Raw genomic sequence first — 13800 nt, forward strand, 5'->3', positions numbered from 1 at the left:
CGGCTTACTCTGCTAGCTCATGTAGCACAATGGCTGCACTCTCCCTTCCCGCTTCTGCGTCTACTTCCCTTACCCTATTGCCGTACTTCCCTGGGCCGGCTTCCTGCCAACGCCCGTCTTTAAGCCGCTGCCAAAAACGCTGAGCCCTGGAGCGCAGGTCTGCATCCCAAATCACGGGGTACTGACGTAGGGGGTCATAGAAGGCTCGCCGACCCTGGCTGGTGAATCGCCACACCAATGACCCACCTGTCTTGAGGTCCAACAATACGCCTTTAACGCCGCCCAGCCCATTGCCTGGAAGCCAGTGTTCCGGCCGAGTCAGTACACTTTGCAGCCCAAGCGCGTGGTTTACCTGCTGCAGAACGTCACCTGGCAGGGTTAGCCAGTCGCCCCCCACGGTCGCTGCCTGAATAGGTTTCATAGGGTCGATCGGCCCTAGGGCCTTGACGGCTCGGTCAAGGCTCTCTTTAATCGGCGTGGCGATACCATGGTCTATGTTGAGCACAGCGCCCTTGCCGGTGCCTGGGTTGAACAATGTGGTTACCACCGAACCCTGAACTTCAACGCCTAGCAGATAATTCTCTGCGTGAGCAGGATTGTAACTGCCTATCACGCCCTCCCCGGCCAGGGCGGCGCGCTCAGGTTTAAACTGCGTAGTTGGAGGCAACACCTCGTTCAGGTCATCCAGTGCGCCCACGTAGAGGGGGGCCCTGCCTCCTCGTACGCCAACAGATGGATTGAACGCCCAATGGCCCTCGGCCGTGCGGTGTATAGGCATCTTGTAGTGTGCCCGGGGGTTACGTGCGTCAACCAAACGCAAAGTACCCGCCTGGTCATCCAGGCTCACTTCAAAGTAGCGCCCGCTCTGCCGGATACAATACCGGCTCTGTAGTGTTAGCCCATCGTCAGGTAACCGATAAAGGCCTGCCGTCAACCCCTCGCCGGCGACCTGCTCCAAGCCCTGAGGGGCGGCGGGCAGCGCTTGACGTATGTCCAGGACATCGGCTGCCTCACGTAACCCATGCCTGGAGTTGAGAGGACGTGGGCCGCGGGCACCGTGGTACACCCCTGATGAGCGCCGTGCTAGAGCACGGGACGAACGTGCCGCCTCGAAATAGTGATACCCCACTGGCAGTAGAAGGAATAAGCCCGAGACATAAGCGGTTGTGAAGAACACCACCGCTGCGGCGGTGTCTCCTTGCCGGTACGCCTGGTAGCCTCGGCCTACATCCACTGCGAGGAATGCCAGGTCCAGTGCAAACCCCAATGGAGGAAAGATCACCCCTAGTGGAACGGCCGCGAATCCGACCCCCTTAAGTACCTGTTCGGTGATGAACTCTCGACGGCTTGTTGTGATCCAGTCCACATCGGCGAGCATATGCTCCACCAAGGCGGTGTATTCGTCGCCAAGGCTCGTCACAGCGGCGCCCGAGTCAGGCGCGTCCGCTGAAGCTTTGCCTAAGCTGATGTCTGCTAACCGCTTTCTGACACTCTCCTGCGCGGCCATCTGGGCACGCTCTTGAACGTACAATTGCATCTCCACCGACAAGCCTTCGTTCATGGCGCTGGCATAGGGGCGGAAAGCCAGACCGTCAGGAGCCTCAGGGGTATAAAGCAGCGCTTGTTCGGAAGGCTCACCTGGCAAACGCACCAGATAAACCTGCGAAATGATCTGATCATGTACTGTGGTTTTGAACAACCAAGTAGCGGTAGACGCGCCTGGAACGCTAGCGTCGTCAATGGCCTCTTGTATCGCTGCATACTGCCTATCGCTTAGTTGGCCTTTAAGATGGCTGACCAACGCATCGCGGCGTAGCTTCAAGGCAGTGAAGCGCCCAAACACTTCGCGCCGCCATGAGGCCTTGTCACCCAAGTATTCGGCGTTAACTGCGCGGGTGTATTTGTCTCCCAAGTAAGCGCTGCGGATATAAATAGCCAGTTCTGAGGCCCGTACTTTACTCAGGTCCTGGCCAATGGAAGAACGCACAGGCATGTTCGGATTATCAAGGCCTGCATTGTCGTCATAGCCAGTGACGGCCAGGTCCATCAAGGTGGCTGTTTGTTCGTTTGGATTGTCTAAAAATGGAATCTCTATTACCGCCCCCTTCTGGAATTCAAACAGAATCGTATCGGGGTCAACAGGCTCAGTGACGCCGCATTCGCTCAAGTAGGGGGCGATGGCTTCAGCCACCGTACGTTTAGCGAAGACCACGAAAGGCTCTGGATTCAAGCCCGATTGCTCAAGGTGGCGCTGTTGCAGGTTCAATTGCTCATTTAGTGCATTCACCTGATGACGAATTTCCAATGGCTGTTGTATGTACCATCTGGGCGCACAGGCCCATTCCATCGTCTCCAGTTCGTTGGCTTCGTACTGAGCCACCATTCTGTTAAGCGCCGCTCGGTAGTCCTCTGGCGCAATGCGCAGATCCAGGTTGGTTTGCCAATGCACAGGTTTAAGAAACACTTCTTCCAGGTAACGCTCAGCCTTAGCGCGATATTGGCGAGGTAATTGCTCTAGCAAATATAGGCGCCCGCGCTCGTCCTGCACCCAGCCGCCGATTTCCTGCATGACAGCCCGCAAACTGGGCAGCTCCACCCACTCCTGCCCGTCATACTTTTCAGGGGCGTACAAGACAAAAGGGCACACCGCATGCTCGTCTGGGTGCTGGAACAACAGCAGCGACAATGGCCCGACCTGCGGCAAGGCTAGAAGTGTTACCGACGTCGACGCCACTAGGGCCTGTGTTCTTATTATCAAGTCATGGTTAACCTGACTAAGGTGGCCGTGCATTTTAGCGGCGAACGCACTATGAAGCAGGGCGGCATCCATGGCGTCGAACAATAAGGTACGGGTATCAGCTGCTTGGTAGAACTGCTTCAAAGCACTGAGATAGCGGGCCCGCACATCGAAGTGCTCAAACAGGTAGTGCCAATCCACGGTGTCGACATTTATGTCCTCAGGCATCTCGCTGACCCAACGCCATACAGTGCCGGCCGCTGGATAGGGCCCTTTGATCAGCACGTCATGCAGAGGCTCGGTAATCGCCCCCTCGCTTCTAGTATCGCTATGGGCCGTGGTCACCTGCACTTGGGCAGGGTCCACGAACACGCCATGGTGATGCTCGATATGCTCGGCGACTTCCAGCGCAACGAAACGCTCAAGGCTATCCAGGCCTTCTTTGGCGCGAACCAAGGCTTCGTCAAGCTCTTGAACCCGCTGCGCCAGTTGCTCCAACTGTGTTTTATCCTCCTGGGAAGCAAGACGCAGCCAGTAAGGGATGTTGTTTCGCAGGACTTCGCCAAGCCGTTTTCCCTCCTCCTCCGAAAGCAGTTCGTTGAGCGTCAGCGACTCCAGCAGTTGCTCGCGGGCCTCAGAGACCGCTGTCAATACGTCTACCGGGGCCGAAGACACAACAGGTGAAAGCACTTGATCCAACTCGGAGGCCCAACGCTCAACCACCGGCTCTATGCGTGATAGCAACGCCGCCCCATCGGTCACCTGCTCCATGGGTGAGAGGAGGTGATCTCGCACTGCCGTCGTATAGGCCGGCCCCAAGGTACTCCCCACTTGCTGGATGACCTCCCTCAAGACTCGGTCACGCTCGTCGTTGACCTCAGGTAGAGGTGCTTCTTCCAACCCGCTAGGTCCTTCATCAAGCAGAAAGGTGTGTGGCCCCATATTCAGCGCTTGACGCACTACTGCCAGAAGCAAGGCGTCCAACAGGTTTTCTCGCAGGGTACCTTCAGGGTAATGAGTGCGTAAGGCCGCTATCAACCGGGTACGGGTTACGCGTTGAAAGGTCGGGACCGTGGCAACACGCTCGTTAAGTATCTCAGCCCACTGACGATACCGCTCCAGGGCGATCGACATACCCTCTATCACGCCCATTTCCATTGTTTGAGCATCGCGCATTGCCGCTTTCAAAGGTTGCATCCGTGTACCTCCTGATAGAAAGCCTCGATACTCACGCATCGAAGCCACGCCCACGCAGTAGATAGATAACCTGGTACGCAAGCGATACCGAAGCCAAGCCGGGTGAAGTACACTTGCCCGCCTGATTCACCGCGCGTCACGCGCTCTATCACGCAAAGGAACACGACATGCCCTGGCTTCAAGTCCGCCTGGCCATAGGCCCAGAACACGCTGAAACCTACGAGGATGCGCTGCTCGACATCGGCGCGGTTTCGGTGACTTTCATGGATGCCGAAGACCAGCCGATCTTTGAGCCGGAGCTCAACACCACACCCTTATGGGCCCACACTCACCTGCTGGCATTATTTGAGTCCGACACCGACCCCACGGCGGTCTTCGCTCATCTGCGACTGCTAACAGGGGATCTGCCCGATCACTACGCCGAAGTGATCGAGGACCAGGACTGGGAGCGCAGTTGGATGGACAATTTTCAGCCGATGCGCTTCGGGCAACGGTTGTGGATCGTTCCCAGCTGGCACCAGGCACCTGAACCCGATGCGGTAAATCTGTTGCTCGACCCTGGGCTGGCCTTCGGGACCGGCACGCACCCTACCACGGCACTCTGCCTGGAATGGCTAGACGGTCAGGCGCTGGGAGGCACCCACGTGCTGGACTTCGGCTGTGGCTCGGGCATCCTGGCCATTGCTGCCCTCTTGCTGGGCGCGCAGCAGGCCGTTGGCACTGACATCGACGTTCAAGCGCTGGAGGCTTCGCGCGATAACGCCGGGCGCAACGGCATCGCCGAAGATCGCTTGAAGCTTTACTTGCCTGAAGCATTGCCTCCCTTGAAAGCCGACGTGCTGGTGGCAAACATTCTGGCAGGCCCGCTGGTTAGCCTGGCCTCGCAACTGGCCAGCCACGTGCGCCCAGGTGGCTTGCTGGCCTTGTCCGGGATTCTCGCCGAGCAAGGCGAAGAAGTCGCGGCAGCCTACGCCGATGCCTTCGAGCTGGACCCTATCGCCGAGCGCGATGGCTGGGTAAGAATCAGCGGGCGCCGCCGCCCCTGAGCTGCGCCGCCACCACGCCGTACACGCAAGCCTGCTCAGACCGGACACCCGCATGACCGACAGCTTCGTTACCCAATGCCCGCATTGCCAGACCCGTTTCAAGGTAAACCACAATCAGTTGAGCGTGGCGCGTGGTGCCGTGCGCTGCGGCGCGTGCAAACAGGTCTTCAATGCTGCTCGTCAGTTGCTTGAGCAAAGCACAGCGGCTACCGGCGCCGACCTGCGTCAGGCACCCAATGAGCCCCCTATGACGCCGATGCCCGCCCCTGCTCATCTGCAGGCGGGCCAGCCCACATGGCAAAGCGCAGAGCCAGACCTTGACCACCTTGACCTTGACGATGAGCTGGCCCGCCTCGAACGACGTCCTGCACACCCCACCACTACCGGTAAGCCTCCTTCCGAGTTGAGTGCCCAGCGGGACCAGGCCGAAGATTGGCCCGATGACCTGTTTGGCAATCACCAGGATGACGCCGAGCCGCTGGCCGAGATGAACATGTCGGCAGAGGGCAGGCAGGAGCCTCGACTGGGCACTGGCGACGGCTCACTGCCTTCCCCGCCTACATACGGCCTGGAGCCCCAGGACGCAGCACGCCTTCAAGCATATGTGGAGGCCGCGCCCACCACCCGCCAAGCACGCAGTGAGCCTGAGTTACGTGAAGAGCACCTGCTCACGCTTCAGGACGACCCACTGCAGTTACAGTGGGAAAAGCCTCACAGCTCCCCTGGCAAACAGCTGCTATGGACGGGGTTGACGGTCGTTGCCGCGCTTGCCCTGCTCGCGCAATACGTAGTGTTCCACTTTGACGAGCTGGCTCGCCAGGAAGCGTATCGGTCCTGGTTCATCACACTCTGCCCCGCAGTGGGGTGCAGCGTGCCTTCCAGGGTAGACATTCAGCTTATTCGCAGCAGTAATCTGGTTGTGCGCAGCCACCCCTCTTTTGCAGGGGCCTTGGTCGTGGATGCGATCATTTACAACCGCGCGCCCTTCAGCCAGCCGTTCCCCCTCCTAGAGCTGCGCTTTGCCGACCTAAACAACAAGCTGATTGCCAGCCGTCGTTTCAAACCGTCTGAATACCTGAGCGGCGACCTGTCGGGCCAAACCGAAATGCCACCACAGGTGCCCATTCATATCGCCCTGGACATCCTCGATCCCGGCAAGCGGGCCGTAAACTACAGTTTGTCGTTCCACTCCCCAGAGTGAAGCAGGATATCGGCGGCGTTTTGGCAGAGACGCCCACTGCTCAGATTTTATCCAACTTGACCTTTATCCAGTCATCGAGAGCGGGTATCATGCGATCCCTTTTTCGAACTCCAGGCTTAGTGATAAGCCGGCCCGCCGGGGTGTGCGTGGGTTAACACCCGGCCAGGAGGGGAGCGGGCCGCGCCCATTGATCGCATCAGGCTCGCGCGTGGGTTTACAGGTCGTGAATGAGTACTCGGCGCCCAAGGGCCGTGGCTTTTAACGGCGCCTCGGCAATGCAGGCTGTTTTTAACGGCCTGTCATCACAGGTAACACACCTATGTCTGCGGTACGTATCGGCCCCTACACACTCGGCAACGGTCTTATCCTTGCGCCTATGGCAGGAGTAACGGATCAGCCTTTTCGTCAGTTGTGCCGACGCCTGGGCGCAGGGCTCGTCGTTTCTGAAATGGTCACGGCCGACATGTCCCTCTGGAACAGCCGCAAATCTCGGCTGCGCAGGGTACATGCGGGCGATCAAGAGCCACGTTCGGTGCAAATCGCCGGGGGGGATGCGCAGATGCTGGCGGCGGCCGCGCGGGCCAATGTCGAGGCTGGGGCACAGATCATTGACATCAACATGGGCTGCCCGGCGAAAAAGGTCTGCAACAAGGCAGCAGGGTCTGCCCTGCTCAAGGATGAAGCCTTGGTGGCAGACATCCTCCACGCCGTGGTAGCGGCCGTGAGCGTCCCTGTTACGTTGAAGATCCGTACGGGCTGGGACCGCGACAACCGCAACGGGCTGACCGTGGCAAAGATTGCCGAGCAGGCTGGCATCAGCGCACTTGCCGTGCATGGGCGCACGCGTGCCGACCTGTACACCGGCGACGCCGAGTACGACACCATCGCTTCGATCAAGCAGGCGGTGGCCATACCGGTGTTCGCCAATGGCGACATAACCTCGCCCGACAAGGCGCGGCAGGTGTTGCACCATACCGGTGCCGACGGCCTGCTGATCGGCAGGGCCGCTCAAGGCCGCCCGTGGATTTTTCGCGAGATCGAGCATTACCTGCGCACCGGCGACTATTTACCGGCGCCGACACTGGAAGAAGTGGAACGAATCCTGCTGGAGCACCTGGCAGCCCTGCATGCCTTCTATGGGGAGGTCATGGGTGTTCGCATTGCTCGTAAACACGTGGGTTGGTATTTGGCAACACTGCCGGGGGCAAAAGCCTTTCGTGCCGGCTTCAATGGCTTGGACGAAACCGAAGCGCAATGTGCCAGCGTCCGCGGCTTCTTCCGCGAACGATACGAGAGCCTCGTTACAGAGGACGGAGAAGGGGTGGCCGCATGACGATGATGACTGAGACTTTAGTGAGTGGAACAACGCCCGTGAGCGACAACGTCAACCTCAAGCAGCACCTGAACACACCCTCCGAGGAGGGCCAGACACTACGCGGGAGTGTCGAGAAGGCGCTGCGCAACTATTTTGCCCACCTTGAAGGCGCGTCGGTCACTGACGTGTACAACCTCGTATTGTCCGAGGTCGAGGCCCCCCTGCTCGAAACCGTGATGAATTACGTGAAGGGTAACCAGACCAAGGCCAGCGAAATGCTGGGCCTCAATCGAGGTACCTTGCGCAAGAAGCTCAAGCAGTACGACTTGCTCTGAAGCGCTCACCACTCCGAAAAGGCGACTGCATGCAGCTCGCCTTTTTTGCTAACCGCTCTGAATGGAAACCGAAATGACCGACCAGACCACCCGCCTGCCGATCCGTCGCGCGCTGATCAGCGTGTCCGATAAAACCGGCATTCTGGAGTTTGCCCGCGAACTGGAAGCCCTGGGGATAGAAATCCTCTCCACCGGCGGCACCTTCAAGTTACTGCGTGACAACGGCGTGGCCGCTACCGAAGTAGCGGACTACACCGGCTTCCCGGAAATGATGGACGGGCGGGTAAAAACCCTGCACCCCAAAATCCATGGCGGGATCCTGGGGCGGCGCGGCGTGGACGATGCGGTCATGGCTGAGCACGCCATTCGCCCTATCGACCTGGTAGCAGTGAATCTCTATCCGTTCGAAGCGACCGTGGCCAAGCCAGGCTGTGACCTGCCTACCGCTATCGAGAACATCGACATCGGCGGGCCGACCATGGTCCGGTCTGCGGCTAAAAACCATAAGCATGTGGCCATTGTGGTCAATGCCGGTGACTACACCTTTGTGATCGACAGCCTCAAGGCCGGTGGCCTGACCTACGCTCAGCGCTTTGACCTGATGCTCAAAGCGTTCGAGCATACCGCCGCCTACGATGGGATGATTGCCAACTACCTGGGCACCATCGACCAGCAAGCCGACACGCTGGCGACTGAAGGCCGCGATGAGTTTCCTCGCACCTTCAACACCCAGTTCTTCAAAGCCCAAGGCATGCGCTATGGCGAAAACCCGCACCAGAGCGCGGCGTTTTACGTAGAGGCCAAGCCCGCTGAAGCAGGCATTGCCACTGCGGTCCAGCTCCAAGGCAAAGCACTGTCCTATAACAACGTTGCCGATACTGATGCCGCTCTCGAATGCGTGAAGAGCTTCACCAAGCCGGCATGCGTCATCGTCAAACACGCCAACCCGTGTGGCGTGGCGGTGTGCCCCGAGGCTGAAGGGGGTATTCGCCAGGCGTATGAATTGGCCTACGCCACTGATAGCGAATCCGCCTTCGGCGGCATCATTGCGTTCAACCGCGAGCTGGACGCTGCCACCGCGCAGGCCATCGTCGAACGTCAGTTCGTCGAGGTCATCATCGCCCCTAGCATCAGCGAGCAGGCACGCGCCGTGGTCGCGGCCAAAGCCAACGTGCGCTTGCTGGCGTGTGGTGAATGGCCTGCCGACCGCGCAGCGGGCTGGGATTTCAAGCGCGTCAGCGGTGGCCTGCTGGTGCAGAGCCGCGACATCGGCATGGTGGGCGCGGATGACCTGAAAGTGGTCACTCGCCGCGCGCCTACAGAGCAGGAAGTGCATGACCTGATCTTCGCCTGGAAAGTGGCCAAGTTCGTTAAATCCAACGCCATCGTCTATGCCCGCAATCGGCAGACCCTCGGCGTGGGCGCAGGCCAGATGAGCCGTGTCAATTCCGCCCGTATCGCCGCCATCAAGGCTGAACATGCCGGGCTGCCGGTAGAGGGCGCGGTCATGGCCTCTGATGCGTTCTTCCCTTTCCGGGATGGCATCGACAATGCTGCCAAGGTAGGTATCCGAGCGGTGATCCAGCCAGGCGGCTCGATGCGCGACGCAGAAGTGATCGCCGCCGCCGATGAAGCAGACATCGCGATGGTGTTCACCGGTATGCGCCATTTCAGACATTAAAACCGCCGCGCTGACCCGGGCATCTGCGGCGTCGGCGCCGAACAGGAATTGAAAATGAAAGTGTTGATTATCGGCAGCGGTGGGCGTGAGCACGCGCTGGCCTGGAAAGTTGCACAGGACCCACGCGTCGAGACCGTGTTCGTAGCACCCGGCAATGCTGGCACGGCCACTGAAGCCAAATGCGAGAACGTGCCTATCGACGTATTAGCGCTGGAGCAGTTGGCGGACTTCGCCGAGCAGAACGTGCAGCTGACTATCGTTGGCCCCGAGGCGCCCTTGGTGGCCGGGGTGGTTGACCTGTTCCGTCAGCGTGGCCTGGAATGTTTCGGCCCAACCGCCGGCGCCGCTCAGCTCGAAGGCTCTAAAGCCTTCACTAAAGATTTCCTGGCACGCCACCAGATTCCTACTGCGGCATACCAGAACTTCACTGAGGTTGAGCCGGCATTGGCTTACCTGCGTGAGCAGGGTGCGCCTATCGTGATCAAGGCCGATGGCCTGGCCGCAGGCAAGGGCGTGATCGTTGCCACTACGCTGGAGGAGGCTGAAGCCGCCGTGCGTGACATGCTGGCCGGTAATGCCTTTGGCGATGCCGGCTCACGGGTGGTCATCGAAGAGTTTCTCGGCGGCGAGGAGGCCAGCTTTATCGTCATGGTCGACGGTACCAACGTACTGCCTATGGCGACCAGCCAGGACCATAAGCGCGTGGGTGACGCCGATACGGGCCCTAATACCGGCGGCATGGGCGCGTACTCGCCGGCCCCTGTGGTGACCGACGACGTGCACCAGCGCGTAATGGACCAGGTCATTTGGCCCACGGTTCGGGGCATGGCTGAGGAAGGCAATACCTATACCGGCTTTCTATACGCTGGGCTGATGATCGATGCCCAGGGCAACCCCAAGGTGATCGAGTTCAATTGCCGGTTCGGTGATCCGGAAACCCAACCGGTGATGCTGCGGTTGCAGTCCAGCCTTATCCTGTTGGTAGAGGCTGCACTGGCCAAAGCCCTGAACAAGATCGAAGCTCAATGGGACCCTCGCCCGAGCCTGGGCGTAGTGCTAGCCGCAGGCGGCTATCCAGGGGACTACGCCAAGGGGGATGTCATCGAAGGCCTGGAGGCTGCGGCGGCCTTGCCTGGCAAAGTGTTCCACGCTGGCACCGCCCTGTCTGACGGAGCCGTTACTACTGCAGGCGGCCGCGTGCTGTGCGCCACTGCCCTGGGCGATACCGTGCAGGCGGCCCAGCAGCAGGCCTATGCGCTGGCCGCCAAGGTGCGTTGGAACGGTAGCTTCTACCGCCACGACATCGGCTACCGCGCCATCGCTCGGGAGCGTGGCGAGGGTTAAGCCACATCGCATCGCGCGCTAATGCCCTCGGCCTGGCCGGGGGCATTTGTTTTGGTGCATTCCGACACCGCGCCAACCGCCCTGGCCTGGGCACGGTTATACTCCAGCCCATGCTTATCCAGGATAGGGATTTCCCCGTGCGTTGGCTCAGGATTGCCTTGTGTTTAATGGTCGCGCTCGTACTGCCCTGCCTGCTGCCGGCGCAGGCTGATCAAGGCAGCGGCTGGTCCATGCTGGTCGACGATCAGGCAGGCCTTCAGCTAAGTGACGTCCGTTCCGAACGTTACCAGAGCCAGTTCGCACCTATCGAATTGCCACAGCTTGATGCAGCCCCGGCCCACAGCGCGCTTTGGTTGCGTTATCGCCTTATGCCCTCTTCTCATGAGCAGGTCATTCGCCTGTTCGCGCCAGACCTCGCCCAACTGGACGTGTACGCCTTTGGTGGTGACCAGCAGCTCCAGCACACCGGCAGGGGCCTTGGCAGTACGGGGTCAGCGCCACCCCCACGCAGCGGCGACTTATTGGTGCCCCTCCCCATTAGCCAAGCGCCTGTAGACCTGTATCTACGCTTGGTAAGCGAACATCAGGTTCGTCCTCGAATCAGCCTTGAGCCGGCCCTGCAAGTGGCTACCCACCAAGGCCATACCTTGTTGTTTGGCCTGCTGCTCGGCTGCATGGCCATGCTCATTCTGCACAACCTGGCCCGCTATGCCCTCAGCCGCTCCGCGAGCAGCTTCTGGCTAGGTGCCTGCCAAGCCCTGTTGCTGGCAAGCGCAATGATCCTGGTCAACCTGGGCACGCCCTGGATGAGCAGTTGGGGGCCGGCACGTACGCCTGTGGCCTATTTCCTGATGCTAGTAGCGGCCGAATGCGCCCTGATCTACACGCTAAGGTTTTTCGCGGCTCGCCCAGCGCCCCGCTTGCAGCGGCTAGTGTTAGGGCTCATCGCACTGATTGGTGCGTGTGGCCTGTTGTTATTGTTCCTGGACACCCTGCCCCTGAATGTCCTGGCCTACGCTGCCGTTGCCCTTACGTGCCTGTGCATGCTGGTGGTGTCGGGCTGGCACTGGTACCGGGGCTACCTGCCTGCACGGCTTTTCACCCTGGCCATGGCGCTGTGCACCCTTGGATTTGTGGTGGTACTGCCCGCGCTGCTGATACTCACCCGCACGCCGGTGCAGTGGATGATTTACGGCATGCTCGCCTGCGCGGTCTGCAGTGGAGCCATGCTCAACCTGGCCGTAACCACGCGGCTGCTGCGCATCAGCGAGGACCGTTTCAGCGCCAGCCGCGATTTGGCAGCCACTACCGCAGAAACAAACGCCAAGGCCGAGTTTCTCGCCAAGCTCAGCCATGAAATCCGTACGCCCATGAACGGCGTGCTGGGCATGACAGAGCTGTTACTGGGTACGCCGTTGTCCGTGAAGCAGCGTGATTACGTGCAAACCATTCACAGCGCAGGTAATGAGCTGCTAACGCTGATCAATGAAATTCTGGACATCTCAAAAATCGAATCCGGGCAGATTGAGCTCGATGATGTGCAATTCGACCTTAACGCCTTGATCGACGAGTGCCTGAACATCTATCGAGCCAGGGCAGAACAACAGAACGTAGAGTTGATCAGCTTCACTCAACCTCAGGTGCCGCGCGTAATCACAGGCGACCCCATGCGGCTGCGCCAGGCGCTGCTGGCGATGCTGGACAACGCCTTGAAAAAAACCACCGGGGGGGAAGTGTTGTTGGCGGCCGCCCTGGACCAGCGTAGCGGGCCACCGCGCCTGCGCATTGCCGTACAGGACAGCGGCGAGCCCTTGCCTCCAGAAGAGCGGGACGCCCTTCTGCACTCGGAGCTGCGCAGCCAGGACTTACTGGCCACTCACAAGCCGGGCAGTCACCACCTGGGCCTATTGATCGCTCGCCAACTCATTGGCTTGATGCGAGGGGAATTCGGCATCAAGAGCGGTGCCCACCAAGGCAGCACCTTCTGGCTGACCTTGCCATTGGACCCCCAACGCCTTGAGCACTCGCTCCCAGACCTGGACGCCAGCCTCAAAGATGCACGTGTACTGGTGGTGGATGACAACGACACGTGCCGCAAGGTCCTGGTGCAGCAATGCACCGCCTGGGGCCTGAACGTCAGCGCCGTCAGCTCGGGCAAGGAGGCGCTGGCGCTGCTTCGTACCAAGGCCCACCTGCGTGACTACTTTGACGTCGTGCTGCTGGACCAGAACATGCCAGGCATGACGGGGATGCAACTGGCGACCAAGATCAAGGAAGACCCCAGCCTTAACCACGATATCCTCATTGTGATGCTCACAGGCATCAGCAACGCGCCCAGCAAGGTCATCGCTCGCAATGCTGGCGTGAAACGAATACTGGCCAAGCCTGTAGCAGGCTATACCCTGCGCACCACCCTGGCCGATGAACTGTCCCACCGCACCAAGGCTGAAGCCGCCCACCCCTCGGCGGCAGGTGCCTGGGCCCAGGAAGGCCCTGTGGTACCGCCGGACTTTAAAATCCTGGTAGCCGAGGACAACAGCATTTCGACCAAGGTGATCCGAGGCATGCTGGGAAAGCTCAATCTCCAGCCAGACACCGCCAGCAATGGCGAGGAGGCCCTGCGGGCCATGAAGGCCCAGCGCTATGACCTGGTACTGATGGACTGTGAAATGCCCATACTCGATGGGTTCTCAGCCACTCAACAGCTGCGCGCCTGGGAGTTGGGCACGCGCCGCCTACGTACGCCTGTGGTTGCGCTGACCGCGCACATCCTGAGCGAACACAAGGAACGCGCACGCCTTGCAGGCATGGATGGGCACATGGCCAAGCCTGTGGAGATGTCTCAACTGCGAGAGTTGATCGACCACTGGGTGGCCCAACGTGATGACCGCCCGAACGAAGTCGAGCCTACGTAACAGCCTCTCTTCCGGGCGGCATGGCGGTT

General features: G+C 60.1%; 8 protein-coding genes. 7 read left to right on the forward strand and 1 reads right to left on the reverse strand.

Annotated features, from left to right (window positions below; all coding sequences use genetic code 11):
* Window positions 1–4: 4 nt before the first annotated feature.
* Complete coding sequence (locus AC4LE2_RS19010) at window positions 5–3934, reverse strand: dermonecrotic toxin domain-containing protein (protein ID WP_491827417.1); 3930 nt, start codon at window positions 3932–3934, stop codon at window positions 5–7.
* A gap of 167 nt (window positions 3935–4101) precedes the next feature.
* Here AC4LE2_RS19010 and prmA point away from each other — a divergent pair, with 167 nt between their 5' ends.
* From prmA to AC4LE2_RS19045, 7 genes are all read left to right on the forward strand, one after another.
* Window positions 4102–4980, forward strand: a complete 879-nt coding sequence (gene prmA / locus AC4LE2_RS19015) for a 50S ribosomal protein L11 methyltransferase (RefSeq protein ID WP_491827419.1) — start codon at window positions 4102–4104, stop codon at window positions 4978–4980.
* A gap of 52 nt (window positions 4981–5032) precedes the next feature.
* The gene (locus AC4LE2_RS19020) at window positions 5033–6181 is read left to right on the forward strand and encodes a DUF3426 domain-containing protein (RefSeq protein ID WP_491827421.1); all 1149 of its coding nucleotides are present in this window, start codon (window positions 5033–5035) and stop codon (window positions 6179–6181) included.
* 319 nt (window positions 6182–6500) lie between these two features.
* Window positions 6501–7514 carry a tRNA dihydrouridine synthase DusB gene (gene dusB / locus AC4LE2_RS19025; protein WP_491827423.1) on the forward strand — a complete coding sequence of 338 codons (1014 nt, stop codon included), beginning with the start codon at window positions 6501–6503 and terminating at the stop codon, window positions 7512–7514.
* Entirely contained in the window at window positions 7511–7831 is a 321-nt protein-coding gene (gene fis, locus AC4LE2_RS19030; RefSeq protein WP_491827425.1) for a DNA-binding transcriptional regulator Fis, read from the forward strand. The genes dusB and fis overlap by 4 nt, the downstream gene beginning before the upstream one ends.
* 73 nt (window positions 7832–7904) lie before the next feature.
* Window positions 7905–9512: a bifunctional phosphoribosylaminoimidazolecarboxamide formyltransferase/IMP cyclohydrolase gene (gene purH / locus AC4LE2_RS19035; protein ID WP_491827427.1), complete on the forward strand. Its 1608-nt coding sequence runs from the start codon at window positions 7905–7907 to the stop codon at window positions 9510–9512.
* Window positions 9513–9566: 54 nt separating this feature from the next.
* Entirely contained in the window at window positions 9567–10856 is a 1290-nt protein-coding gene (purD, locus tag AC4LE2_RS19040) for a phosphoribosylamine--glycine ligase (RefSeq protein ID WP_491827429.1), read from the forward strand.
* Between the two features lie 137 nt (window positions 10857–10993).
* Window positions 10994–13771: a hybrid sensor histidine kinase/response regulator gene (locus tag AC4LE2_RS19045; protein ID WP_491827431.1), complete on the forward strand. Its 2778-nt coding sequence runs from the start codon at window positions 10994–10996 to the stop codon at window positions 13769–13771.
* Window positions 13772–13800 lie beyond the last annotated feature (29 nt).

The sequence above is a fragment of the Pseudomonas sp. 9.3L genome (assembly GCF_058536285.1).